Here is a 26,482-nt window from a genome sequence, read left to right on the forward strand (position 1 = left end):
GCCGCAACAGTAATTCGACGCAGGTCGGCCTCGGTGAAATGGATGCGCAGCATAGGAATGATCGTCCAGGCATCGGGCCCATCTGACCACAGCCGAAAAGAAAGCGGCCGAAATCATGCGCAGGCTGCCGCCTCCGCCGGTGCGGCGTGCTGCGCTATTTCCGCGGCTCCAGTGATGCACACAGCTTCGCCGGGAAGGACGGTTCGACGCTTCGTACGTCGACGCAGCCTCCCTTCGAGCTGTGGGCGACCGACGCCCAGCCGGTTTTCTTCGCGCGGTGTCGGTGACGACTGCTTTGAGGTCCCGGTAGCAGCGTCGGGAGCCACCGTTCGGCACCGTGGCGGTGACGGTCAGCGTCCGCTGGTCCTCGGCGAGGCGGGCGGCGGTGACGTCGGAGGGGGCGTAGGTCTGCCGTGGGGTCGGGGCGGTCGCCGTCCCGGCCGCTCCCCCGGCTGTCGTCCCGTCACCGGTGGCCGCGTTCTGCGTACCGCACGCACTCGACAGGAGCGCTGCCGCGACACCCCGCGACCACCGCGCCGATGGATCTGCCGGCTCTCCTCATGCTCACCGCTTGCGTCCGACTCCGCCGAACATCGCCACTTCCTCCGGCTCCTCGCCGGCGGGGCCGTCCACGCGCCAGCGTGAGCAGGAGACCACGCCGGGCTCAAGAAGCTCCAGGCCGTCGAAGAAGCGCTCCACCTGCTGGGGTGTGCGCTGGTTCAGCCGCGGGGTGCCGTTCTCGTTCCAGAACGCGACGGCGGCGTCGACGTCCGGCATGGCCGGGCTGGTGATCGTGTGGGACAGCACGAGATGGCTGCCGGAGGGCAGCGCGTCGAGCAGGTTCCGGACGATGCCGTACGGGTCCTCGTCGTCGCCGACGAAGATGACCACGCCGAGCAGGATGAGGGCCACGGGCCGGCTGAGGTCCAGCGTCCTGGCGGCGTGGTCCAGGATCTGTTCGACGTTGCGGAGATCGGCGTCGATGTAGTCGGTCGCGCCCTCGGGTGTGCTGGTGAGCAGCGCCTGGGCGTGGCACAGGACGAGGGGGTCGTTGTCGACGTAGACGATTCTCGACTCGGGGGCGACCCGCTGGGCGACCTCATGGGTGTTGTCGACGGTGGGCAGGCCCGTACCGATGTCCAGGAACTGGCGTATCCCCACCTCGTCGGTCAGATACCGCACGGCGCGCCCCAGGAACGCCCGGTCGGCGCGTGCGTAGTCGACGATGCCCGGGTGCAACTGCCGGATCTGCTCGCCCGCAGCTTCGTCGACGGGGTAGTTGTCCTTGCCGCCCAGCCAGCAGTTCCAGATGCGCGCCGTGTGCGGCCGGCTGGTGTCGATCCTGTCGCGGAAGTCCTCGGTACGGGCTTCGGTGTGTGCGTCAGTATGTGCGTCGCGTTTCACGGGGCCACTCCTCACGTCTGCCGATCACGAATTCGCCCTCACGATAGACAGGTTCGCCGCCGGATGGTCTTGATGGGTGAACGCGGCCTCCAGCGGCCCCATAGCGGTCGCGCCGCTCCCCTGTACCGGCGCGACCGCTGAGACGGCCTACCGCACCACGGCGCGTGACACGACGGTGGATCCGGCAACCCGAACTGCGCCGAGTCCTGGCCTGGTGACGCGCCCGAAGCACGTACCGGAAGGAGCGGCGTCCTTCCATTTCAGCGGGTCAGCCGGTTGCGGGCCGGGCGCGGTCCGGGCGGATACCGGCCGGAACTCGCTCCACCAAGGCCGCCGCCTCCGGTGTGCGCACCACGAAGTGGACGTCCCACGACGCCCCGCGCGCCAACTCCGCCTCGATGGCCGCCCAGACGGCGCCCAGGCTCACGTGGTACGGCAGTCCGCCGCGGCCGGATCCGAGCAGCGGGAAGCACACCGACCGCAGCGGCGGAGTACTGCGGCCGGACTCCTCGGCGAGCAGGGCGAAGACCCGGGACACCGCTCTCGTGACGTCGGCCGGGAGCACGTGATAGTCGTTGGTGCCCGCCCGGGGCACGGCGATCGCGGCGTGGTAGACCCGCCGCACCCCCTGGGCCGCCATGGCGCCCGAGCCGGTGACCGCCACTGTGCCGGGCAGCACTGCGCGGCCCGAAGTGCCGTGCCGGGACGCCCACTTGCGCAGTTCGTCGTGGAGCGGGTCGTCCAGCACGTCGCCGGTCACCCCGCGCACGGTCGCCGCCCGCCGCAGCGACGCCGCGACCGAGGACTTGTAGGGCTCGGGCAGCGCCAGGTGCACATTGGCGGGAGAGACGACGACGTCCACGTCCCGCAGCAGATCCACGGGGTGCAGGTGCACGGTGAGCGCCGCCTGTCTGCCGCCGGCGAGTATGCGGACCGTCCGGTGCGTGACGACACCCCACTCCCCCGTGCCACCCAACGGGGCGCCCGCCGCGGCCCCTTGTTCGTCCCGCGCCGCCACAAGGCGCACGACATGCTCGGCGACCTGTCCCAGGACCATCACCTCGTGGTCCTTGCGGAAACGTTCGACGCTCACGCCGTACAACGACGCGGCCCTCGCCCGCCGCGAGGAGGCCGGCCAGTCCCGGGTGCCCTGCGCGAGACCCAGGGTGTATTCCGCGGCAGTACGCAGGGTGCCCGCGTCCAGGAGCGACACGGCACGCCGCAGCAGCGCCTCGACGGTCGCCCCCCGGATGCGGGAGCCTTCTTCGGCCACCGCTGTCGCCGCCGACTCCAGGTGCGGCAGCGAGCGTCCCCTCAGTCGCACCAGACCGATGCGTCGAACTTTCCTGATCTCACTGAGAACTGACGCATGGTCAGGAACAGGCGTTGCCATGCGCTCACCATGGCATCACGCCTCCCCGTCGACAAGCGAGCCCGCGAGCGCCGGAGTCGAGTCCCGGTTACGGAGACGCGCTCGACCGTCCCGGGATCATCCGGCATGCAGCTGCTGGTATTCGTCGAGCAGGCGTCGCAGCTGCCCCACCATGAAGTCGTAATAGGTGTACATGTCCCGCAGCCGCGCCTGCTGCGCCTCCGGCATGCCAAGCCCTCGCTCCCGCGCGGTCCGTGCGAGTTCGAGCAACTGCTCGGTCTGGTGGAGCTGGTGCTGGAGGCATCCACTCCATGCGTCGTCGCGCCATACGTAACCGGCCTGACGCACGCCGGGCACCTTGACCCGTTCGACCGTGCCGTTCGCGATGAGCAGGCGGGTCATCTCCGACGCCGAACCCTTGCTGGCCCCCAGGGTCGCCTGCAGTTCCGAAAGGGTCATGGGGGCCGGGCTGAGCATCAGGACTCCTGCCAGCCGTCCGGCCATGGGCGGCCACCCCATCGCGCGCCCGATCCGCTGACCGAAGTCCTCGACCAGCGGCCCGTCATCCATGGCTGAGCTGTTGTCGGCGGCTGGCGACACCGATCCCCCTGTACGGAAAAAAATGAATATTCAGTCTTGACTGAACTTTCCTGGTGCATCAGATTACCAGCATCCCGCAGGAGTCACCGGCGCGGGCCGCTCCCGCATCAGGAGTAGAGATGGCACAGCACGATCGCGACCTGATCGTCGTCGGCGCGGGCTCCGCGGGTGCGGCGCTCGCAGCCCGCGCCGCCGCCCGCGGCCGACGGGTCCTCCTGCTGGAGGCGGGCCCCGACTACCGCTCGGCGCAGATGCCGGAGGCGTGGCGCTCGCCCAATCCCGTGGTGGCCCTCATGGATCCCGCGGCCTCGCAGCACCTTGTGTGGACGGGCCTGAACTCCTCGCGCACCGAGAAGCAGCCGCAGGCCCCGTACTGGCGCGGCCGGGGTGTGGGCGGCAGTTCGTCCGTCAACGGCCAGATCGCCATTCGTCCGCCGGTGGACGACTTCGAGGAATGGGCCCGGCTCGGCTGCACCGGGTGGACGCCGCAGGACGTGCTGCCCTACTTCGTCAAGCTGGAGGACGACACCGAATTCGGCGACCGGCCCTTCCACGGCCGCGGCGGTCCGACCCCGATCCACCGCACCCCACGGACCGACTGGGGAAGCATCGACCGGGCCCTCGCCGCCTCGGCCCTGGCGGCGGGCTTCGGCTGGGCGCCCGATGTCAACGCCCCCAACGCCACAGGGGTTTCCCCTTACCCGATCAACTCCCGTGACTCCCGCCGCGTCAGCGTCAACGACGCCTACCTCGAACCCGCACGCCGACTGCCCGGCCTCACCGTCCGCGGCGACGCGCTGGTGGACACCGTCATCTTCGACAACGACCGCGCGATCGGTGTCCGTGCGGTGATCGACGGCTCCGTCGTCACCGAGTACGCGGACGAGGTGGTCCTCAGCGCGGGGGTGATCCACTCACCGGCGATCCTGCTCCGCTCGGGCATCGGCCCCGCCGGTCGACTGCGGGCGCTGGGCATCGAGGTCCGCCAGGACCTGCCGGTCGGTCTCGGTATGCAGGACCACGCGATGACCGTGCTCTCGCTGCCGTTGCGGGCCGAGGCCGCCATCAAGTCGCCGCACGAGCGGCACACCAACGTCTGCGTGCGCTGGTCCAGCGAGGCGGGTACGCACTCCGACGACCTCATGTTCGTCTCGCTCAACCAGAACGTGCTGGCCATGGCCACGGCGAACACCCAGTCGCACGCCGGTGCGTTCGGAGTCTGGCTGAACCGGACCCACTCGCGCGGTGAGCTCACCCTCGTCTCCACCGACCCCTCGGTGCACCCGTACGTCGCCCAGCGGATGCTGTCCGACGAGCGCGATCTCGCCCCCATGCGGGAAGGCGTGCGCGCCCTCGTCGAGTTGAGCGGCAGCGCCGCGACAGCCGCCGTCCTCGGCGGACCGGTCGAGGAGGCGAACCGTCCGCTGTTCGCCGCCCTGGCGAACGACAGCGACCTCGACGACCATCTGCTCTCCACGGTCATCGACGCCCAGCACGGCACGAGCACCTGCCGGATGGGCGCTCCCGGCGCCGCCGAGACGGTCGTCGACCCGGCCTGCCGGGTGCAGGGTGTCCGGGGCCTGCGGGTCGTGGACGCCTCGGTCTTCCCTTCCGTGCCCCGGGCCAACACCAATCTCGCCGCCATCATGACCGGCGAACTCATGGCCGACCGCCTCGACGCCTGACTCCGCCCCGTACCGAACAGAAACGGTCAGCACCATGGAAACCCTGCAGAACTTCATCGGCGGCCGGTGGGAAGAGGCAGTCGGCGAGGATGTCGTCGCCGTGGTCAACCCCGCCACCGAGGAGGCCTTCGCGCAGTTTCGCGCGGGCAGCGCCGACGACGTCGACCGCGCCGTGGCCGCGGCGGGCGCGGCACAGCCCGAGTGGGCCGCGCTCACCGTGGCGCGCCGCGTGGAACTCCTGCACGCCTGGGCCGACACGATCGCCGCACACGCCGACGAACTGGCCGAACTGGAATGCCGGGAGATGGGCAAACCGGTCGGCATCGGGCGCACTTTCGTAGCGGGGGCCGTGGCGGGGTTGAAGGCCGCCGCTGACCAGGCGCTGACGTACCCGTTCAGCGAGACGGTGACCGGTCCGGCGTCGGGGTCGGAGGCGGGGTCGGACCCGGCGCGAGAGCGGACCGACATCGTCCGCCACCCGCTCGGCGTCACCGCCGTCATCACCCCGTGGAACTTCCCCGTCGTCATGGTCCTCGGCGCGCTGGGCCCGCTGCTCGCCGCCGGGAACACCGTCGTGGTCAAGCCCTCCGAGCGGTCCCCGGTCTCCTCGGCCCGGCTGGTCGAACTGGCCGCGTCCTCCGGGCTGCCCGCGGGCGTACTGAACCTGGTCCTCGGCGACAGCCGTACCGGCGCGGCGGTGACGGAACACCAAGAGGTACGGCTCGTCCACTTCACCGGCTCGGTCGGGGCCGGCCGCGCCGTGGGGACAGCGACCGGAAGGCGCCTTGCCCGCAGCGTGCTCGAACTCGGCGGCAAGGACGCCGTCGTGGTCGACGCCGGAGTCGATCCGGTGGCCACCGCGCAGGCCGTCGCGTTCGGCGCGTTCATCAACACCGGCCAGATCTGCACCTCCATGGAACGCGTCTACGTCCATGAGGGCATCGCCGACGAGTTCATCAGGGCACTCACCACGGCAGCCCGGACCTTCACCATCGGCGACGGTCTCGACCCCGCCACGGTGCTCGGGCCGCTCGTGGACGCGCGGCAACGCGACACCGTACGCCGCCATGTGGACGACGCCGTGCACAAGGGAGCCACCGTGCGGGCGGGCGGAGCCGTACCGGAGCGTCCCGGCTACTTCTATCCGGCGACCGTGCTCACCGGAGTGGACGACACCATGCTCGTGATGACCGAGGAGACGTTCGGCCCCGTGGCGCCCGTGACCGTGGTGTCGAGCTTCGAGGAGGGCCTCACCCGCGCGGCGGCCTCCCGCTACGGCCTCGCCGCCACCGTGTACACCGACGACCCCGACCACATCGCGGCCGCCGCCCGGCTGCCCGTGGGTGTCGTCTGGGTCAACCAGTGGCAGGGCGGCGGCCCGGAGCGGCTGTACGAGCCGGCCCGCGACAGCGGCATGGGCGCCACCGGGGCGCGTGCCGCCTACGACGCGGCGACCCGGCCCGCCGCCGTACACATCGCCGCCGCCGACCCGGCGGTCGCCCGGTGACCGCCGCCAAGGAGACCGCGGCACGGCACGTCCGCGCCGCGGCGGACGACCTGATCGCCCTGTCCCACCGCATCCACGCCCACCCCGAGTTGGCCTTCGAGGAACATCTCGCCAGCCGCTGGGTCGCCGACGCCCTGAGCGACGCGGGCTTCGAGGTCAAGCACGGCTACTGCGATCTGCCGACCGCCGTGGAAGCGACGATCGGCAGCGGGCCGACCCACATCGCGATCTGCGCGGAGTACGACGCCCTGCCCGACATCGGACACGCCTGCGGCCACAACATCATCGCCGCCGCGGCGGTCGGCGCCGGTATCGGACTCGCCTCCTTGGCGGACGAACTCGGCCTGACGGTACGGGTATTGGGCACTCCCGCCGAGGAGGGCGGGGGCGGCAAGGTGCTGATGCTGGAGAAGGGCGCCTTCGACGGAGTGCACGCGGCCATGATGGTGCACCCGGCCGCGGTCGAGATGGCAGCGATGCCCGGCCTGGCCGTCACCCAGTTCGACGTGACCTACAAAGGCAGAGCGGCGCACGCCGGTGCCTATCCCGAGCTGGGCGTCAACGCGGCGGACGCCATGACCCTCGCCCAGGTGGGCATCGGCCTGCTGCGCCAGCAGACCACCGCCTCCGACCGCATCCACGGCATCGTCACCCAGGCCGGCTCCGCCGCCAACGTCGTCCCCGACACCAGCCGCGGCCACTGGATCGTGCGCAGCGACACCCTGGACGCCCTGCAACCGCTGGCCGAGCGGGTGCACCACTGCTTCGAGGCGGGCGCGCTTGCCACCGGCTGCGACCTGTCCACCGCGCAGGTCGGCCCCGACTACGCCGACCTGCGACCGGACCAGGGCCTCCTCGACCTGTGGGTCGCCAACGCGACGGCGCTCGGCCGCAGTTTCCCCGAACTGCCCAACAGCGTCGCGGGCGCCGCCACCGACATGGGAAACGTCTCCCATGTCGTGCCGGCCATCCACCCCATGCTCGGCCTCGACTGCGCCCCCGCCGTCAACCACCAACCGGAATTCACCGCTGCCTGCGTCACGCAGGCAGCGGACCGGGCCGTGATCGACGGGGCGACCGGCATGGCCTGGACGGCCATCGACGTCGCCCTCGCGGCCGCGCTCACCCGCCGCTGAGGGGGCCGGGAGCCACGGCGTCACTCGTCGCGCAGGCGGGCCGCCAGTTCGGTCAGTGGAGCACGTTCCTCGGGGCGGTCCAGCGCGGTGAGGTGGCGGATCGCCGCGTCGAGGCGGGTGAGGGCGGCGGCGGTGCGCTTCAGGTAGATGCCCTCGACGACGCCCGTGAGGCGGACGGCCTCGGCCCACTCGGCGATGCGCTCGTCCTCGGGGCCCGGCTCGCCGAGCAGGCCGAGGGTCTTCTCCAGAGCCGCCAGGGACTCCTCGTACGCGCCGACATAGGCGTGCACGCGTCCGTGCTCGTAGGACAGGGCGGTGTCGAGCGAGCGGCCGTGTGCCTGGTGTCCGGCCGCGCGGGCCTCTTCGGCCAGCCGGGCCGCGTCGGCCAACAGGGCGAGCGCGTCGTCGAGGCCGTCGGTCCCTTGCTGCTGGGCCTGGAGCCGGGCGACCTCGCGCAGGCCGTTGCTGACGTTCTCGTAGTTCGGGGCCTTGGCGTGGGCGGCCAGGGCCTGGCCGAGGGCGTCGTGTGCCGGGCCGAACTCGCCGGACTCGGCGAGGAGCATGGCCGTCTCCGCCGCGATCATCGCGTGGCTGCCAGGGTCGTCGTCCCAGCCGGCCGACTCGGCCGCGAGGGCGGCGAACTCCGCCGTGGCCGCCTTGAGGTCGCCACCCGCGTGCAGCGCGCGGGCGCGGGTCAGCCGCAGCTGGGCGGTGAGCCGGTCGTCCAACTCGCCCTTGGTGACGTCCGGTTCGGCGAGGACGGAGTCCAGCAGGGCGATGCAGTCCTCGATCCGGCCCAGGTCGAGGCTGAGCTGTGCGGCGTTGCTGTACGAGCAGAAGCCGTCGATCCGCTCGTCCTCGCGCAGTTGGAATTCGGCCGCGCGGGTCAGATGCCGCAGGGCTTCCTCGGGGCGGCCCAGGTGCATGGAGGCTTCCGCCAGGTCGCCGTGGAGGCGGCCGCGGTCGACCGTGCGGGCGGGCCAGTCGGCGGCAAGACGCAGCGCCTCGGTCAGGTCGGCGTGGGCGGTCTGCGCGTCGCGCAGGCCGAGCTGGATGCGGCCGCGCAGGCCCAGGGTCCGGGGCAGGTGCCAGGCGGGTCCCTGCGCCCGCAGCAGGTCGAGGAGGGCGTCGATCTCGGCGACCGCGGCGGGCAGGTCCCCGGTGAGGGCGTGCGTGCTCGCCCGCAGCAGCCGGGCACCGGATATCTGGGTGGCGACGTCGTGCCGGACGGCGAACGTGTGCAGCAGGTCCACCTCGGCGGTGGCCGCCGCGGCGTGCTCGGCGCCGGGCGACGTCTGCAGGCGGAGCCCGGCCGAGGTCGCCCGCAACCGCAGCAGCCGGGCCTCCAGCTCCGGCGCGAGACCGTTGGCCTCTTCGTGAAGGCGTACGACGGTCGCGTGGGCGTCGGTCAGCGCCACGACCCTCGCGGCGACGACGGCCGCCTCGTCCTCGTCGGCGCCGGGACGCTTCTCCGCGAGGAGCTCGGCGGCTGCCACGGCCGCACCGGCACGGCAGAGCACCGTCCGGCCCGGCAGACCCGCGTCCTCGTAGAGCCCCGCCGCCTCCTCGAACAACTCGACGGCGACGGCGTGGTCGTCCTTGGCCCAGGCCCGCTCCGCCTCCTCGTTGAGCAGGTCCGCGCGCAGGCGGACGAGCGTGCCGACCGTCTCGATCTCGGGGTGCGTGTAGTCGCGGGCGGCGACGAGCGTACGAAGGCGCGCCCAGCACGCGTCCGCGTCCGGGTGGCCCTGATCGCCCAAGTCACGTGCGCGGGCGATGAGTTCGGGCAGCGACTCGGGTACGGGTGAGACGGTCCGGGCGGTGGGGACGGCGGCCGGGGCGAGCGGCTCGGACACGTCGTCGAGGCTGCGGGTGCGCAGGGTCAGTTCCAGCGCGTCCAGGAGCGGAGCGCGCTCCAGGCGGGCGCGGCGGCGGTCGGCGTGGGCCGTGGTGCCGTTACGGGCGTCGAAGCGGGCGGCGAGGTCGTCGGCCCGGCCGCGCACTTCGGTGTGCAGCTCCGCCACGGTCCAGGTGCGGCCCGCGTAGCCGGCGGTGGGGAGTTCGCCGCGGCCCAGGGCCGCGACGCGCCGGAGGAGGACCTCGACCCCGGTGAGGAAGTCGAGCTGCTCGCGCGGCGAGTCCACCTCCTCGAACAGGTTCCGGTTCTCGGCGAGCAGTTCGAGGCCGCGTGCCTCGTTGCCGGTCAGCGCGCAGAACTCCAGGTGGCGGCCGACCTCGGGGGACATCGAGGGGTTGCGGCGGCAGGCCCGGTACCCGGCTAGGTGCAGCTCGCGGGCCCGGTCGGCGCCACCGGTGCGCAGCAGCGGCAGCAGGGCGTACGAGACGGAGCGGGCGGGCTCCTCCTGGCAGGAGTCCTCGCCCTGGAGGACGGGTTCCCAGGTGCGCAGGGCCCGTTCGTCGTCGCCCGCCGCGAGGTGGAACCGCGCGCGCTCGCAGATCTCGCAGGCCTCGCAGTCGCTGAGCCGGCCGCGGGTGCGGCCCGCCCACAGCTCGTACGCGAGGGAGGTGTCCTCGCCGAGGTGGGCGGCGAGTTGGTACGCCTGCCCGTAGTACGGCTGGAGGTCGAGGCCGGCCGCGGTGTAGCGGTCGCGCATCTCGCCCAGCCACTGGCGCAGGCCGGCCAGGGGTACTTCGGGCAGGGCGAGCAAGGCGTTGGCGACCCACTTGAAGCGCCAGAAGAGCAGGTGCCGCAGGCGGTCGTCGAAGAGGTCGGGCTGCTCGTCGAAGAGGTTGAGCAGGCGGGCGAAGACGACGGGCGACTTACGGGGTTCGGAGCCGTAGGTGTACGCCTCCTGGAGTTCGAGGAGCGCGTGCACCAGGGCGGCCGGGTCGTCGAACTGCTCGGCGGCGTCGACGAGTTCCTCGGCGGTGACGGTGCGGGTGCGGCCGTAGGGGCGCTGGTCGTTCGCGGTCAGCGCCTCGTACAGCTCGTCGGTGTTCTGGGGGAGAGAGATGGTCGGCATCGTCGGCGGTCCTTAGCTGTCCTTGCGGAGGGCGTGGGCGAGGAGATCGAGGAAGGAGCGGTTGATGAGGCTCGACTCGGCGGGCCGCAGGGGGCGCCGGGAGAGCATCACGGCCTGCCCGTAGAGGGCTTCGGCGCTGGTGCGGGCCAGCTCGGGCTCCTCGATGGTGACGGCGGTGCGGACCAGGGGGTTGAGCTGGTTGAGGATCAGCTGGGCGCGGGGGGCCTCCTGGCGCAGGGCGCCGAGGATGTCGCCCCACAGGCCGCCTTCCTGCTCGCGGGCGAGCCGGGAGCGGGTGCGCTCGTGCCGGGCCTCGCGGCTGTCGACGAGCAGGGCCGGCGCGGAGGCCGGCTGGAAGGTGCGCAGCGCGACGTCGCAGTCGAAGACGGCGAGGGCGTCGCGGGCGCGGGCGAGGTAGGCCGCGGCGGCCAGTTCCGTCTCGCGGTCGACGGGGTCGAGGTGGGCGGTGAGGGTCTCCGGGTCGAGGTCGGAGACGGTGACCTCGGGCCGGATCTCGGGGAGCCGGTGGACGAGTTGACGGTCGTAGGTGTAACCGCCGTTGACGACGCCGAGTCCGGCGGCCGAGGCGATGGCGGCGACCTGCCGGAACTCCTCCACGCTGGAGGTGACGAGCACCGTGCGGTGGGTGCGGGCGAACTCGTCGAGGGTGGCGTGCCCCGCGGTGGTCTCGAAGGGCAGCCACGGCAGCAGCATCCGCAGGATCTCGTCGTCGTGCACGGCGAGGGACTTCACGGCCAGGTGATGGGCCTGGAGGAAGCGGCCGAGGAGGTCCGGGTCCTGGGCGGCCGTCCCGGCGATCCAGGCGCGCAGCCGCTCGGCGAGCGCGTCGCGGACGGCGGCGAGGGTGTCGTCCTCGTACAGCGACTCGCGGGACGCCGTCGGGCGCAGGCTCTCGGCGTCGACCACACAGCGGACGAAGAACGCCCAGTCGGGCAGGATCTCCTCGGCCTGCTCGGACAGCAGCATGCCCTTGACGTGCACGCGGTGCCCGTGGCGCCGCCCGGCCGGGACGGCCTCGGGCAGGATGCAGGCGATGCCCTTGAGTCCGACGGCCGGCAGGTCCAGCTCGATGGTGTCCAGCGGGGTGAAGCCGAAGACCTCCTCGCCGTACGCGGCGAGGGCGCGGGCCCGGGCGCCCGGCGTGGGGTGGTGGCGCGCCCAGGGGGCGGCCTCGGGGTTGACCGGCACGGCGGTACCCCCCGTCGCGCCGTCGTCGAAGGTCACCGGGTGGCGCAGCAGCGACCCGAAGTGCTGCGCCAGGGCGTGCACCTGGGCGGGGCGGGTCCATTCGACGGCGTCGGCTCGGGGCGTCAGCGTGACGGTCGTGCCGGGCCGGGGGCGGGCCGACGCGGGCAGCGTGCGGACGCTGTACGAGCCGTCGCCGCGGCCCCGCCACTCCACTGCGGGCGCGTCGGGGGTTCGGGCGGAACGGCTGACGACGTGGATCTCGTCCGCGACGAGGAAGCACGAGAGGAGGCCGATGCCGAACTGGCCGATGAAGTCTGCGCGTTGTTCGGCGATCCGCTCGGCGCGCTTGCTGCTGCGGCCGATCGTCGCGAGGAAGGTGTGCACGTCGGCCTCGGTGAGGCCGACACCGTCGTCCTCGATCCGCACCACTGAGCCGTCGGCGTACAGGCGGATGCCGAACTCCCCGGCGGAGGCTCCGGGTTCGAGGGTGTGGCGGGCGGTCAGCGCGTCGACCGCGTTCTGCATCAGCTCGCGCAGATAGACGCGGGGGCTGGAGTACAGGTGGTGGGAGAGCAGGTCGACGAGGCCGCGCAGGTCGACCTGGAAGGTGCGGTCGGCGGAGGTGTCGGGCAGAGTCATCGGGCAGTCCGGGGTGAGTGAGCGGCAGGTGGCGGGGCGAGGCGGGGCGGGCTCAGGCGTGACGCCGGAAACGGGCGTACGTCTTGTCCGGGTCCGACATGTAGGTCCACGGCCACAAGGTGTAGGCCCCGTCCAGTTCGTGGAAGACGCGCGCCGTGACGATGCTCTCGTCGGACAGGGCGAGGGCCAGGGCGAAGATGCTGAAGTCGTGCTGCCAGCCCGGGCGGCGCTCGTAGTCGGGGTGGAGGATGCTGTGCTGGGCCGCTTCCCTCAACTCGGCCTGGATGGCCGGTGTGTCGAGACAGTCGTGGCGGTCCGACTCCACCCAGTCCTCGATGTGCGCCATGGGGATCACACAGCCGATGCGGTGGCCCTCGGGGGAGCCGGCGAAGGCCCGGCGGGCGAAGGCGAGGGCCTCGCCCGGTTCGCCGGACCAGCGCGGCTGGAGCTGCGAGATCCAGTCGATGTGGGTCTCCAGGTCGAGCGGGGCGCGGCGCAGCGCGGCATCGAGACGGGTCTCGTTGACAGCGGGGCCCAGCGACATGCCGCGGCCCGAGGTGAGCAGGCGGCGCCACGGCGTGACCCAGCCGGGCCGCAACTCGGCGGCCTCGAACAGCTGCTCCTCCGCGATGTGGAGCCGCTCGTGGAAGGTGCGCCACTGCTCCTGCGAGACGTCCTTGGCGCGGGCGGCGGTGCGTGCCTCCCAGCCCCAACGGATCTGCCGCGCACCGGATATCAGCAGCGCGGTCGCCCGGTGCTCCTTGTCCTCCTCGACGGCCCGGCCGATCCAGTCCTGCACACCGTCGAGGTCGGCCAGTTCGTCGAGGACGAGGTGGTCGCGCCCGAGGTCGAACGGGGCCAGCGCCTCCTTGACCGCGCTCCAGTCCCCCGCGTCGGCCGCCTCCACCAGGGCGAGGACGCGCGTGTCGCCGAGGGCCCGCAGCCGGTACACGCCGTGGGACCTTTTGCGCGGGGCCGCGAGGGCGTACGGATCCGCCGATGCCCCTTCCCCACCCCTACCGAACAGCTTGCCGAACATGCCGCGCCCTCCCCAGGTCCCGCGTGAATCGTTTGCGCAGCATAAGCGGCCGCTCTGACAACGGCTTCACAGGGTGCCCGCGGGGCCTTCACACATTCACATCGGGACCGGGCAGGGGTGGATCGCCGTCCGCCGACCGAGGTCACACAGCTTCCGGAGAGGCCGACCACCCGCGGCGGAAGTGCGGCGAGTCGGCCTCTCATGGATCACCTCGTCCCGCACCGCGAACATCACGGCAGGACGTGAGGCACCACCCGCGTGGAGGGCATGGCAGGATCGCGAGCATGTCCCTCAGCGTTCCGCGTCTCCGGATCGGCTCGACCGAGATCATCGCCCTGGCCGACGGCGAGGGCCCGTTCTTCTCCCCGCGCGCCGAGGCCTTCCCCGAGGCCACGCCCACACAGTGGGCCGAGGCCGACCGCTACGACCCGGGCGCGGTCGACGCCGAGGGCCGCTGGCGGCTCCAGTTCCGCGCGTACGCGATCCGCGGCCCCAGGGGCCTCACCGTCGTGGACGCCGGGATCGGGCCTGCGGACAGCCCGGCCCGCTCATGGGCGCCCGTGCCCGGCGCACTCCCCGAGTCGCTCGCCGCCGCGGGCATCGACCCGGCCGAGGTCGACACCGTGGTGCTCACACATCTGCACACCGACCACGTCGGGTGGGCGGTCGTGACCGAGGCGGCCGTCCCGTCATCGGGCGGCGCGGTGCACGGCACCGCTTCGGCCATCGGCCGCCGCCCCTATTTCCCGAACGCCGAATACCTGCTCCAGCGGGTCGAGTTCGACGCCATCGACACCCTCAACCCGCAACTCCGCGAGACCCTCACCGACCCGCTCGCGGCAGCCGGTCGGCTCCGGCTCCTCGACGGAGACACACCGCTGCGCGCCGGGCGCGCGGTCGCCACGCCCGGTCATACGCCCGGCCACCAGAGCGTGCTGGTCACGGACGGGCGCGAGCAGGCGCTCGTCACCGGTGACCTCCTGGTGCACGCGCTCCAACTGCTCCACCCCGGACTCGCCTACGCGCACGAGGCCGACCCCGATGCGGCCCGGCAGTCAAGGAAGCGCATGCTCGGCCACGATGCCGCCACCACGCTGCACGTGGCGACGCCGCATTTGACGGAGCCGTTCCTTCCGGCGTGATCGCCGGAGCGCGGGCCACATCTGGTGCGGAGGTCCTGGCCTCCCACCCCACTTTGTCCCCGGCAAGGAAGAAGAAGACGGTTCATTGCGCGGAAGGGGTTACGCCCTTCGACGAAGGCCGCTAGCTTCCCTGAGGCGTGGTCGCCTCCACGGTGACCGGTGACCCGGTGACCGGTGATCGGCGACCCGTGACTTCATGGCGCGACGGCGCGCGCCCGCACTTCCCAGAGGACCACTCGGTAAGCCAACCCCTCACTCCTGGGAGACATTTGTGCGCACAAGACCGTTCAGACCCCTGAGACCGTCGAGTTCATCGAGTCCGTCGAGTTCATCGAGTCCGTCGAGTTCATCGAGTCCGTTAAGACCTTTGAGACCGTCACGGTCCCGCCCGTCCCGGCCCCGCCGGATCCGCTTCCTGGCGCTGGCCGCGATATGCGCCGTCGGCTGTCTCCTGCCGGGGACCCCCGCAGGAGCCGCCGGGCCCGCCGCCGCCTCGGTCGCCGGGGCCGCCGCGGCACCCGAGGACTTCCAGCAGGTCACCCTCGCCAAGGGCGTGGCCGAGACCGGTGAGCCGATGACCCTGGCGGTGCTGCCCGACCGTTCGGTCCTGCACACCTCGCGGGACGGCACTCTCAGGATCACGGACGCGGCCGGCACCACCAAGGTCGCGGCGAAACTGAACGTCTACAGCCACGACGAAGAGGGCCTTCAGGGCGTCGCGGCGGACCCCGCATTCTCGTCCAACCGGTACGTCTACCTCTACTACGCGCCCCAGCTCAGCACCCCCGCCGGTGACGCACCCTCGGACGGTTCGGCCGCGGACTTCACCCCGTTCGACGGCGTCAACCGGCTCTCCCGGTTCGTGCTGAAAGCCGACAACACCCTGGACCTCGGCAGCGAGAAGAAGATCCTCGACGTCCCCGCCTCGCGCGGCATCTGCTGCCACGTCGGCGGCGACATCGACTTCGACGCGGCCGGCAACCTGTACCTGTCGACCGGTGACGACTCCAACCCGTTCGCCTCGGACGGATACACCCCGATCGACGAGCGCGCCTCCCGCAACCCCGCCTACGACGCCCAGCGTTCGGCGGGCAACACCAACGACCTGCGCGGCAAGGTCCTGCGCATCAAGGTGAACGCGGACGGGTCGTACTCCGTCCCGAGCGGCAACCTCTTCGCGCCGGGCACCGCCAGAACCCGCCCCGAGATCTACGCGATGGGGTTCCGCAACCCGTTCCGGATGAGCGTGGACAAGGCCACCGGCATCGTCTACCTCGGTGACTACGGCCCCGACGCCGGCACCGCGAACGCCTCGCGCGGACCGGCCGGCCAGGTCGAGTTCAACCGCATCACGAAGGCAGGCAACTTCGGCTGGCCGTACTGCACCGGCAAGAACGACGCCTACACGGACTACGACTTCGCCACCGGCACCTCGGGCTCGAAGTTCAACTGCTCCGCCCCCAAGAACACCTCGCCCCGCAACACCGGCCTTGCCGACCTGCCGCCCGTCCAGCCCGCCTGGATCCCGTACGACGGCGGCTCGGTGCCGGAGTTCGGCAACGGCTCGGAGTCGCCGATGGGCGGCCCGGTCTACCACTACGACGCCTCCTCCACCTCCGAGGTGAAGTTCCCGCAGGAGTTCGACGGCGACTTCTTCGCCGGTGAGTTCGGGCGCCGCTGGATCAAGCGGATCGAGGCCGGCGGCGACGGCACCGTACAGTCCATCAACGCCTTCCCCTGGAGCGGCACCCAGGTGATGGACATGGCCTTCGGCCCGGACGGCGCGCTGTACGTCCTCGACTACGGCACCGGCTACTTCAACGGCGACGAGAACTCCGCCCTGTACCGCATCGAGCACGTCACCGGCGGCCGTGCCCCGGTTGCCCAGGCGAAGGCGAACGTGACCTCGGGCAAGGCGCCCCTCGCGGTGTCGTTCTCCTCGGCGGGCAGCTCGGACGCCGACGGCGACGCACTCACCTACGCGTGGAACTTCGGCGACGGAGCCACCTCCACCCAGGCCGACCCGTCACACACGTACAACGCCGACGGCCAGTACTCGGCGACGCTCACGGTGACCGACTCCACCGGCAAGTCCGGCTCGGCCTCCGTACTCGTCACGGTCGGCAACACCGCACCCAAGGTCACCCTGAACCTGCCGACGGACGGCCGCATCCACGACTTCGGCGACGCCATCCCCTTCACGGTGACGGTGACCGACGCCGAGGACGCCTCGATCGACTGCACCAAGGTCAAGGTCACCTTCATCATCGGCCACGACAGCCACGGCCACGCGCAGACCTCGGCCACCGGCTGCTCCGGAACCCTGCAGACCCTGGCCGACGGCGAGCACGACCCGAACGCCAACATCTTCGGTGTGATCGACGCCGAGTACACCGACCGGGGCGCGAACGGTCAGCCGGCGCTCACCACCCACGACCAGCACATCACCCAGCCCTCCCACCGGCAGGGCGAACACTACGGCGCCTCCTCCGGGGTCTCGGTCGTGAACCACTCCCCCGCCCGCGGCGGCAAGACGGTCGGCAACATCGAAAGCGGCGACTGGATCTCCTTCCAGCCGTACGCGCTCGACAACGCGACCGCCTTCACCGCCCGCGTCTCCTCCGCGGGCAGCGGCGGCACCATCGAGGTCCGGGCGGGCTCCGCGACCGGCACACTCCTGGGCACGGCCACCGTCCCGGTGACCGGCGGCTGGGAGACGTTCCAGGACGTCACCACCACGCTTACCAACCAGCCGCGCGGCTCGACCACCCTCTACCTGGTCTTCAAGGGCGGCGCAGGTGCGCTCTTCGACGTGGACGAGTTCTCCTTCACCACACCGCAAGGGTCACGTTCCGGTGCGGTGAAGGGCGTGAACGGCAAGTGCCTGGACGTGTCCGGCGGCGCCACCGCCGACGGCACCCAGATCCAGCTCTGGACCTGCAACAACACCACAGCCCAGACCTGGACCCTCCCGGGCGACAACACCCTGCGAGCCCTGAACAAGTGCCTGGACATCTCCGGCGGCGCCACCGCCGACGGCACCAAAATCCAACTCTGGACCTGCAACGGCACCCCAGCCCAGACCTGGACCCCGCAGACCGACACCACCCTGCGCAACCCCCAGTCCGGCAAATGCCTCGACGCATCCGGCGGCACCTGGAACGACGGCACACCCGTCCACCTATGGACCTGCCACACCGGAGCCAACCAGAAATGGACCCTGCCGTAGCGAGAGGAGGCAACACCTCATGCGACACCTCATGCGCCATCTCATGCGCAAGCAACTGAGCACAGCTACCGCCCTGTTCGCGAGTGCCCTGTTCTGCATGGCATCGCAGTCACACGTATCGGCTACGCCCGCGTCCGACACGACCGCGGCCGTAGCCGAAGCCGAAGCCGTAGCCGATCCCGCCTACAAGATCCTCGTCTTCTCCAAGACGGCCGGTTTCCGCCACTCCTCCATCGACGACGGCATCGCGGCCCTGCGGGACCTCGGGACGGCGAACAACTTCACCGTCGACGCGACGGAGGACGCCGCGGCGTTCACCACCGGCAACCTCTCCCAGTACAGAACGCTCGTCTTCCTGTCCACCACCGGCGACGTGCTGAACGGCACCCAGCAGACCGCGATGGAGCAGTACATCAAGGGCGGCGGCGGGTACGTCGGCATCCACGCCGCCGCCGACACCGAGTACGACTGGCCCTTCTACGGAGGCCTTGCCGGGGCACTGTTCCAGTCCCACCCCGCGATCCAGCAGGCCACGGTCGACGTCGAGGACCGGGCGCACGACGCCACCGCACACCTCGGCCCCGTATGGCAGCGCACCGACGAGTGGTACAACTACCGCGCCAACCCCCGCTCGACGGCGCACGTCCTGGCCTCGCTCGACGAGTCCACCTACTCGGGCGGATCGATGTCCGGGGACCACCCCATCGCCTGGTGCAAGGACTACCAGGGCGGCCGTGCCTTCTACACCGGGCTCGGCCACACCGATGAGTCCTACGCCGACCCCGCTCTTCGCCGGCACCTGCTCGGCGCCGTCCGCTGGGCGGCGGGCATGACCGAGGCCGACTGCCGCCCCGAGACGGGCTATCGCGCCCTCTTCGACGGCACCGGCACCAGCGGCTGGAAACAGGCGGGCCCCGGCGGGTTCACGCTCGCCGACGGCACGCTCACCTCCCACGGCGGCCTGGGCATGTACTGGTACGACGGCAAGGAGTTCACCGGCGACTACTCGCTGAAGCTGGACTGGAAAGCGAGCGGCGACGACAACTCGGGGATCTTCGTGGGCTTCCCCGCCTCCGACGACCCGTGGTCCGCGGTCGACAATGGCTACGAGATCCAGATCGACGCCACCGACACTCCCGACCGCACCACCGGCTCCGTCTACGGCTTCCAGTCGGCCGACATCCCCGCGCGGGACGCCGCACTCAACCCGCCGGGCGAGTGGAACACGTACGAGATCCGGGTCACCGGCGAACGCCTCGAGCTGTTCCTCAACGGCCGCAAGATCAACGACTTCACCAACACCGACCCGGCGCGAAGCCTGAAGCAGGGCCACATCGGTATCCAGAACCACGGTGACGGCGACGACGTGGCGTTCCGCAACATCCGGATCAAGGAGTCCGGCAGCACCCCGGGGCCACGTTCCGGTGCGGTGAAGGGCGTGAACGGCAAGTGCCTGGACGTCTCCGGCGGCGCCGGCGCCGACGGCACCCAGATCCAGCTCTGGACCTGCAACAACACCACAGCCCAGACCTGGACCCTCCCGGGCGACAACACCCTGCGAGCCCTGAACAAGTGCCTGGACATCTCCGGCGGCGCCACCGCCGACGGCACCAAAATCCAGCTCTGGACCTGCAACGGCACCGCAGCCCAGACCTGGACCCCGCAGACCGACACCACCCTGCGCAACCCCCAGTCCGGCAAATGCCTCGACGCATCCGGCGGCACCTGGAACGACGGCACACCCGTCCACCTATGGACCTGCCACACCGGCCCCAACCAGAAATGGGCGCTGCCCGGTTAAGTGCTTCGTCCGGATCCCCGAACCGCGGCGCTCCACCGTCAGGTCCTCCGGCCCCAGCCCTCATCGGCGGACCTGACGGTGTGCGCCGCCTCGCAAGCAGGGCCCGCTGACAGGCCCTGAGCGCTTCTCCTCAGCGGACCGGGGGGCGGGCAGGATCCGGACGGTGCAGTTGCCCGACGCCTCGACCCGTTCCTTCGCCCAGTGGACACCGTCGGTGTCTGTCACCACCCCGTTCTGCAAGAAGGGGACGTTCCCCACCCTGGCGGTGTCGTGTCGCCGCTCAGGCGCGTGACCCAGAGCCCTTCAGTATCCGAATCATCGCGCAGTGACCTGCATGCATCGAACGAAGGCCCGGCTGCCCTCACTCGGCCTTCCTGAACAGCTCCGACATCCGGTCCCCCGCCTCATGGTCGAGCGGTCCCGCCTCGTCCGCCCCGGTCAGGCCGATCCGCCCGGCCAGTTCCCGGCCGTGGACGTCGACGGCGGCCTCGATGAGTCCGGCGAGCGCGTCGAGGGCGTCGCGGGCGCGGGAGCGGGCGACCGCGGCGCAGCCGACGGCGACCAGCGCGGCCGGCCACCACCAGCAGGCGAGCAGGGCATAGCCCACGGCCCAGGCGGCGAGGCGGGCGGCCGTGCTGAAGGAGTCGTGCGCCGACTGGATGTGGCGTACGGCGGGTTCGGGAAGGATCAGCCACAGGCGGGGCCAGAGAGCGGCGAGGTCCACGCCGTAGGCGGCCTCTACGCGGTCTGCCGTCGCCTGCATGCGGTCGCCGTGCCAGGTGGGTCGGGTGGGTTCGCGCAGTGCTACGCGGTCACGGGCGTCGGTGAGTGCCTGGATCCGTGCAAAGTGCTCGACCGGGGTCGGCACCGCGTCACCGTCATGGGCAGGGGCAGGGGCAGGGGTAAGGGCATCGGCATCGGCGTCGGTGCGCGTGACAGGGTAGGCCGCATCGAGTTCCTGCTCCCGGCGCCCCCACCTCCGCCTGCGCCGGTCGACCAGGACGTGCGACAGCGGGTCGCGGGCGAAGCGGAGCCAGTACCGCTCGATCACGCCGCCGAGGAACTGCGCGGCGAGCGAGGCCGCCGTCGCGGTGAGCAGGACGAGAGCGACCAGGAGCGCGGCAGTCCCGGTGCGGTCGAGCGCGGGGCGGGCGGCGAGGTCGTCCAGGGTGGTGCGCAGCCGGTCGATGTCGTTCCAGTGCCGGTGGCCCAGGGTGGTGCCGACGGCCGTAGCGGCGAGGAAGAGTGCGCCGGGCAGGACCAGCAGGTTCAGCCAGCGTTCGGTGAGTTTGCCGCCCAGGGTGGCGAGGAGAGCGTTCATGCGGGCGGGGTCACTGAGCGGAGCCCAGTCGGCCCTTGCGCATGCGGGTGTCGTTGACGGCGCAGTGCGGGGCCGGGATCAGGTCGCGGGCCCGTGCGACGCGGTTGCACTCGGCCGGCCCCGGACATACGGCCACCTTGATGTGGGGCGTGATGCCGGGGACCACCCTGCTCCGGGACGCGTTGACGAGGCCGCGTGCGTCCCCGGCCCGGCGCAGCAGCACGTCCAGGGCGCGGAAGGAGGCGGCGAGTTCGTCGGAGCCCGCGCCCGACCGCAGCAGGTCCCGTGCCCGCTCGGCCGCCTCCCGGACCCCGGGCTGCCGCAGGTCCTCCGGCGAGCCGAGCAGCGCGCACAACGCCGCTGCCGCCCTGCGGCCGGGTCGGGGGAGCTCGGGGGATGCCGTCATGGTCCAAGTGTGCCGTAGATCGGGCAGAGTTGAGGGAGAGTTGACGCGCCGTCGAGGGTGGCGGCCGGGGGGAGCGAAGCCGTGAGGTACGACCGGGAGTGGTTCCTCCAGGCGGTCCGCGTGCGCCTCGACCGGGCCGTGACGGCGGACGGAGGTGTGGACGCGGACGTGGTGTTCGGTCCCTTCGCGGACGCCGAACTCCGGGGGCTGCTACGGACTTGCGACGTACGCACCGACATGGAGGCCCGGCACACGGCCGGCTGGCTCTGTGCCGCCCGTGCGATGGCCGCCCCGGGGGCCGGCGGCACCGTCCACGGGTGCATGTCCGGGACCCTGCTCTACCCGGTGTGGGTCGCCGAACCGGGCCTGGTGCCGCCGGAGTTGGCGGCGAGTTATGCGTCCAACGATCCCGCCACGCACCCCGACCCGGCGGACGCGGACGGCCCCGACGCGTGGGCGGCCCAGGTCGCCGCGTTCGAGATCGTCGTACAGGGGCGGCAGCACAAGCCGCCGCCGGACGCCTCCGAGGACGTGCGCCGACTCCACGAGATGGCCGAGGTGCTGGCCGCCATGCCGTTCTCGCCCGAGGTCCGGCTCGCCACCGCGATCGGGCTCGGCAGCCTCGCCGTCCTCGCGACACCTGAGTACGACCCCTGGTTCCCGGGGCGGCTCAGAGGCGTAGCCGCCCTCGTGACCCTCACGGGGGCGGCCTGGCCGTTCGGGGACCTGGCGGACGCGGATCCGGTCCGGTTCGTCCACGGTGCCCTCAAGCGGATCCCGGCCGGCTCCCCCGAACGGCCTCGTGTTCTCACCGGTCTGAGCCGGCGCCTCCTCGACCGCTACGTGGACGCGCACGACCCCGAGGACCTGCACGAGGCGGTGGGTATCGCGCGGGACGTAGTGGCCCAACTGCCGCCCGGCGACCCGCACCTGCCCCACTCCTTCAGCGCTCTGGGGACAGCGCTGATGCTGTTGCGGCAGGAGGAGGGGGCGACGCCCGAGGAGTGCGACGAGGCGGTGGACGTGTGCCGCCGCGCCGTCGCCGGCCATCCGAAGGGCGCCGCGGCGGCGGGCCACGACCTGGGCACGGCGCTCGTCCTCAGGGCGCACCACACCGGCCGTGTGGCGGATCTGGACGAGGCGATCTCCGTGTTCACCGAGGCCCTGCGGGTGGCAGGGGATCCGGGAGAGACCACCGCCCTGCGCAACACACTGCGCAACGCGCTGGGCAACGCTCTGCGCGCCCGCTCCGTAGCGACCGGCTCCCAGGCCGATCTGGACGCGGCGCTCGGCCTCACCGACCACTCCCAGGCCTCCGCCTCCGCCTCCGCCTCCACCGCCGCCTCTACCTCTACCTCTACCTCCGCGTCCGCCTCCGCCTCCGCCTCCGCCTCCGAGGACGCTGGGGACGGCCCGCAACCGCCGCTCATCGCCCCCGCGATGGCCCTGTACAACCGCTACCTGCGCGACCCGACGGCGAACGGGGCCGATCTGGACGAGGCGCTGCGCCAACTACGGCACGCCGAGGCGCTCATGCCGCCGGGCCACCCGACCCGGCCCGCGGCACTCGACGACCTGGGCCTGGTACTGGTCGCCTGCTATCAACGCTCGGGAAAACCGCAGCAGTTGAACGAGGCCGTACTGGCTCACCGGGAGTCGGCGTCACTCACCCGGGAGGGGCACGGGTCGCTCGGACCGCGGCTGCTCAACCTCGGTGCCGCGTTGAATCTGCGGCACCTGCTGACCGAGGACGGCGACGATCTGCGAGAGTCCCAGGAGTGCCGGCGACGGGCCTTCGAACTGCCCGGCATGGGCCCGGCGCACCGGGCGGCGCTCCGGAGTTCGGCCGGGCTCAGTCTCATGACGGGCTTCGAGCGTGCCCCCGACCCCGTGGCCCGACTCGACGAGGCGGTACGGCTCCTGAGGGAAGCGCTCGCCCTCACCCCGGAAGGTGACCCGGGGCTGCCCCGGCGTCGCCACAACCTCGCCGTCGCCCTCATGACACGTATCTCGAAGACGATGCGGATCGACGAGGCCCGCGAGGCCCGCGAGTTGGCCGACGCGGTGATCGCGGCGCTGCCCCCGGACTCCCCCGACCTGCCCCGCGCCCTCACGGTGGCCGCGGGCGCACGGCGCGCGAGCCTGCGTGCCCTGCTGTCGTCGGCTGCCCGGGACGAGGTGGTCGCGCTGTACCGGCGGGCGGTCGAAACCACTCCGCCCGGTCACCCCACACGCACGCAGCGCCTGTCGAACCTCGGCGGTGCCCTGCGCGACCTGGGGCCCCGCCGCCGTCGCCGCCCGGCCGATCTGGTCGAAGCGGCCGAGCGGTTCCAGGAAGCGGCCCTGGAGCAGCAGTGCGCGCCGGTCCTGCGCCTGGACGCGGCGCGGTCCTGGGGCGAGGTCCGAGCGGAGCTGGGTGACTGGGGCGGCGCCCTGGACGGCTATGTCGTGGCGGTCGACCTGCTGCACTCGGTCGCGCCCCGCCATCTCGTCCGCGACGACCAGGAGTTCCTGCTGAGCCGTACCGTCGGTCTCGGCGCCGCCGCCGCTGCCTGCGCGGTGCGCTGCGGCCGGCCCGGGCTCGCCGTCAAACTGCTCGAACAGGCGAGGGGCGTGATCCTCTCCCACGCCTTCGACGCAGACAGCGATCTGACGCGGCTGCGGGAGAGCGCCCCCGGCCTCGCCGACCGCTTCGAGGAGCTCCGGGAGGCCCTCGACACGGCGACCGGCAGCCAGAGTTTTCTGGCGGAGGAACCGTCCGGCCCCGCCGACACCCCCGCTGACACCCCCGCCGATGCCCCCGCCCCCGCTGACGCCCGGGCCGACGTACGGCAGCGCCTGGCCGCCGAGTGGCACGACCTGACCGCCCGGATCCACGCCGAGCACCCCGAACTGGGTCTGCTGCGTCCGCTGCGGGACTGGGACGAGGACGAGCTGCGGGCCACGGCCGCGGCGGGCCCGGTGGTCCTGGTCAACGTCTCCCCGTACGGCAGCGACGCCCTCATCGTCACCGAGCACTCCATCGACGCCGTTCCGCTCCCGGGTCTCGACCCGCGCACGACGGCCACACGCCGGCAGACCTTCCAGAACGCGCTGATCCGCATCGCGACACCCGGGACCTCCCGCAAGCAGTCGCAGCGCGCGCAGCAGGACGTACGGGAAACCCTCGCCTGGCTGTGGCAGGCGGTCACCGGCCCGGTCCTCGACCACCTCCCCGCGGCAACCCGCGTGTGGTGGTCGCCCGGCGGCCTCCTGGGCACGCTGCCCCTGCACGCGGCGGCGCCCGCGGACACCGCTCCGGGCGCCCTGGACCGGGTGGTCTCCTCCTACACGCCGACTCTGCGCGCCCTGCACCACGCCCGGCTGCGCGCCGCGCGCCCGACGGGCACCGGAACGCTCGTCGTCAGCGTCGCGCAGGCCACCGGCCAGCCCCCGCTCCCCGGCGCACGCGGCGAGGCCGAACACCTGGCCCGCCTGCTCCCCCGGGCCACGCTCCTCGCGGACGCCTCCGCCACACACTCCGCGGTCGTCTCGGCCCTGCCCCGCCACGCCTACGCCCACTTCGCCTGCCACGCCCTGGGCGACCTGGAGCGCGCCTCCGGCAGCCGGCTCGTCCTGCACGACCACACCGAACACCCGCTGACCGTCCGCGACCTGGCCCGGCTACGGCTGCCGTCGGTCCGCCTCGCCTACCTGTCCGCCTGCGACACCCTGCGCACCAGCCCCGAACTCGCCGACGAGGCCGTCCACATCGTCAGCGCCTTCCAGATGGCCGGCTTCCCCCATGTCGTCGGCTCCCTGTGGCACGTCGACGACGAGATCGGGGCGGAAGTCGCGCTCAGCGTGTACGCCACCCTGCACAGAGGCGACGGCACACTCGACGTCGCCCGCACGGCCGAGGCCCTGCACCACGCCGTACGCACCCTGCGCGACACCTACCCCCGAACGCCCAGCCTGTGGGCATGCCAAGTACACGCGGGCCCCTGAGGACTACCTTCAGTGCGGAAAGCCGCGGGACGGTCTGGTCGTGACGCCTTCCCGGAACTCGGCGATCCGCGCATGCACCTGACGCATCAGATACGTCTCCTCGATCCGGTCCAGGTAGAGGCAGCGGGCCGCCAGCCCTGGCAGTTCGAAGGTGAAGTACAGGGACATCAGCGGGTTGACGAAGAGTTCGCTGCCCCGGGTGCGGTCGGTGAAGCGCACGTCGCCGAAGGAGCCGCTCACCGCTGCCGCGATCGAGCCGTTGACGATGCTGGGGCGCTGCGGGGTGGCCTGCTGTGCGTGGGCCACCGCGTCGAGGTAGAGCGCGCCCTCGCGGGTGGCGCGGGGTATCGAGAACGCGCCGAGGTAGGCGCCGTCGCGTTCCAGGGCGGCGATGTTCTCCAGTACCTGGACGTGGTTGACGCCGTGGTACGCGTCCACGCCGAACCCGACCGACGCCACGAGCCGGGTCGGGACGCCGTCGAGGCCGGCCAGCGCCGCCACGCTGGTCAGGTCCTCCTCCGGGGTGCCCAGACCGGCTTCGTCGCCGCGCAGCAGGATGTCCGTACCACCGTCGACCAGCACCACCGCGTCGATGCGGTGCAGTTCGGTGAGCGCCCGGTAGGCGTCCCGCAGCGGTTGTACCCCGGTCTGCGGAAAGGCGTACACCGTGGACGGGTAGCCGTGCCGGTGCAGCCACTGGGCGAGGGTCCGTTCCGGGAAGTAGCTCTGGTGTGGCGCGCTGCCGGGGGTGACGGCGGCCAGGTCCGGGGCGGCCCAGTCGTCGACGGGGAGCCCGTCGAGCATGCTGAACGACAGGTTCGCGAGCCGGACCTCCTTGCCCTGGTGCAGGAGCGAAAGGGCGAGCGGCAGACCGGAGTAGATGTCGAAGCCGCCGCCCGCGCCCGCGACGAGGACCCGTTCGGCATCCGCCAGCCGTGCGAAGAACGGGTTGGTGTGAAGGGAGGTCATGGCGTCCATTGTCCCGGGCCGGTAGTGCCCCCGGCCTTTCGGTCGAAGCCGA

The 26,482-nt window shown here is 72.0% G+C and carries 17 protein-coding genes; 7 read left to right on the top strand and 10 right to left on the bottom strand.

Annotated features, from left to right (window positions below):
- Positions 1 to 564: 564 nt before the first annotated feature.
- From ABD366_RS10015 to ABD366_RS10025, 3 genes are all read right to left on the bottom strand, one after another.
- Positions 565 to 1,404 (bottom strand): SAM-dependent methyltransferase, encoded by an 840-nt coding sequence (locus tag ABD366_RS10015; RefSeq protein WP_324772555.1) that lies wholly within the window; start codon positions 1,402 to 1,404, stop codon positions 565 to 567.
- 268 nt (positions 1,405 to 1,672) lie between these two features.
- Positions 1,673 to 2,797, bottom strand: coding sequence for a macro domain-containing protein (locus tag ABD366_RS10020; RefSeq protein ID WP_324772554.1), 1,125 nt, complete (start codon positions 2,795 to 2,797; stop codon positions 1,673 to 1,675).
- A gap of 96 nt (positions 2,798 to 2,893) precedes the next feature.
- Positions 2,894 to 3,346: a GbsR/MarR family transcriptional regulator gene (locus tag ABD366_RS10025; protein ID WP_324772553.1), complete on the bottom strand. Its 453-nt coding sequence runs from the start codon at positions 3,344 to 3,346 to the stop codon at positions 2,894 to 2,896.
- Positions 3,347 to 3,495: 149 nt separating this feature from the next.
- Here ABD366_RS10025 and ABD366_RS10030 point away from each other — a divergent pair, with 149 nt between their 5' ends.
- Genes ABD366_RS10030 through ABD366_RS10040 form a run of 3 tightly spaced genes read left to right on the top strand, consistent with a single transcriptional unit; the run spans position 3,496 to position 7,704 of the window.
- Positions 3,496 to 5,061: a GMC family oxidoreductase gene (locus ABD366_RS10030; RefSeq protein WP_324772552.1), complete on the top strand. Its 1,566-nt coding sequence runs from the start codon at positions 3,496 to 3,498 to the stop codon at positions 5,059 to 5,061.
- 34 nt (positions 5,062 to 5,095) lie between these two features.
- Positions 5,096 to 6,568, top strand: coding sequence for an aldehyde dehydrogenase family protein (locus ABD366_RS10035; RefSeq protein WP_324772551.1), 1,473 nt, complete (start codon positions 5,096 to 5,098; stop codon positions 6,566 to 6,568).
- Positions 6,565 to 7,704: a M20 family metallopeptidase gene (locus ABD366_RS10040; RefSeq protein ID WP_324772550.1), complete on the top strand. Its 1,140-nt coding sequence runs from the start codon at positions 6,565 to 6,567 to the stop codon at positions 7,702 to 7,704. Before ABD366_RS10035 ends, ABD366_RS10040 begins: the two co-directional genes overlap by 4 nt.
- A 20-nt stretch (positions 7,705 to 7,724) precedes the next feature.
- On the opposite strand, the gene ABD366_RS10045 is transcribed toward ABD366_RS10040, so the two are convergent.
- The 3 genes from ABD366_RS10045 to ABD366_RS10055 are packed head-to-tail and all read right to left on the bottom strand — an operon-like array spanning position 7,725 to position 13,575.
- Positions 7,725 to 10,688: a hypothetical protein gene (locus ABD366_RS10045; protein WP_324772549.1), complete on the bottom strand. Its 2,964-nt coding sequence runs from the start codon at positions 10,686 to 10,688 to the stop codon at positions 7,725 to 7,727.
- 12 nt (positions 10,689 to 10,700) lie between these two features.
- Positions 10,701 to 12,536, bottom strand: coding sequence for an HSP90 family protein (locus ABD366_RS10050; protein ID WP_324772548.1), 1,836 nt, complete (start codon positions 12,534 to 12,536; stop codon positions 10,701 to 10,703).
- A gap of 52 nt (positions 12,537 to 12,588) precedes the next feature.
- Positions 12,589 to 13,575 (bottom strand): hypothetical protein, encoded by a 987-nt coding sequence (locus ABD366_RS10055; RefSeq protein ID WP_324772547.1) that lies wholly within the window; start codon positions 13,573 to 13,575, stop codon positions 12,589 to 12,591.
- A 284-nt stretch (positions 13,576 to 13,859) separates the two neighbouring features.
- Here ABD366_RS10055 and ABD366_RS10060 point away from each other — a divergent pair, with 284 nt between their 5' ends.
- From ABD366_RS10060 to ABD366_RS10070, 3 genes are all read left to right on the top strand, one after another.
- Entirely contained in the window at positions 13,860 to 14,717 is an 858-nt protein-coding gene (locus tag ABD366_RS10060; protein WP_324772546.1) for an MBL fold metallo-hydrolase, read from the top strand.
- A 406-nt stretch (positions 14,718 to 15,123) separates the two neighbouring features.
- Entirely contained in the window at positions 15,124 to 17,946 is a 2,823-nt protein-coding gene (locus ABD366_RS10065; RefSeq protein WP_411293824.1) for a PQQ-dependent sugar dehydrogenase, read from the top strand.
- 43 nt (positions 17,947 to 17,989) lie between these two features.
- Positions 17,990 to 19,747, top strand: coding sequence for a ThuA domain-containing protein (locus tag ABD366_RS10070; RefSeq protein WP_344441636.1), 1,758 nt, complete (start codon positions 17,990 to 17,992; stop codon positions 19,745 to 19,747).
- Between the two features lie 60 nt (positions 19,748 to 19,807).
- Here the strand turns inward: ABD366_RS10070 and ABD366_RS43450 are convergent, their stop codons facing one another.
- The 3 genes from ABD366_RS43450 to ABD366_RS10085 all read right to left on the bottom strand — a co-directional run bounded on the left by ABD366_RS43450 (position 19,808) and on the right by ABD366_RS10085 (position 21,474).
- On the bottom strand, positions 19,808 to 20,005 hold the full coding sequence (locus ABD366_RS43450; RefSeq protein WP_425576948.1) for a hypothetical protein: 198 nt from the start codon (positions 20,003 to 20,005) through the stop codon (positions 19,808 to 19,810).
- Between the two features lie 103 nt (positions 20,006 to 20,108).
- Positions 20,109 to 21,068, bottom strand: coding sequence for a hypothetical protein (locus ABD366_RS10080; protein WP_324772545.1), 960 nt, complete (start codon positions 21,066 to 21,068; stop codon positions 20,109 to 20,111).
- 10 nt (positions 21,069 to 21,078) lie between these two features.
- On the bottom strand, positions 21,079 to 21,474 hold the full coding sequence (locus ABD366_RS10085) for a hypothetical protein (RefSeq protein WP_324772544.1): 396 nt from the start codon (positions 21,472 to 21,474) through the stop codon (positions 21,079 to 21,081).
- Positions 21,475 to 21,555: 81 nt separating this feature from the next.
- Between ABD366_RS10085 and ABD366_RS10090 the strand changes: the two genes are divergently transcribed.
- On the top strand, positions 21,556 to 25,461 hold the full coding sequence (locus ABD366_RS10090; protein ID WP_324772543.1) for a CHAT domain-containing protein: 3,906 nt from the start codon (positions 21,556 to 21,558) through the stop codon (positions 25,459 to 25,461).
- A gap of 9 nt (positions 25,462 to 25,470) precedes the next feature.
- Here ABD366_RS10090 and ABD366_RS10095 read toward each other — a convergent pair whose 3' ends face one another.
- Positions 25,471 to 26,430 (bottom strand): DUF1152 domain-containing protein, encoded by a 960-nt coding sequence (locus tag ABD366_RS10095; RefSeq protein WP_324772542.1) that lies wholly within the window; start codon positions 26,428 to 26,430, stop codon positions 25,471 to 25,473.
- Positions 26,431 to 26,482 lie beyond the last annotated feature (52 nt).

The sequence above is a fragment of the Streptomyces kunmingensis genome (genome assembly GCF_039533535.1).
GTDB classification, from domain to species: Bacteria; Actinomycetota; Actinomycetes; order Streptomycetales; family Streptomycetaceae; genus Streptomyces; species Streptomyces kunmingensis.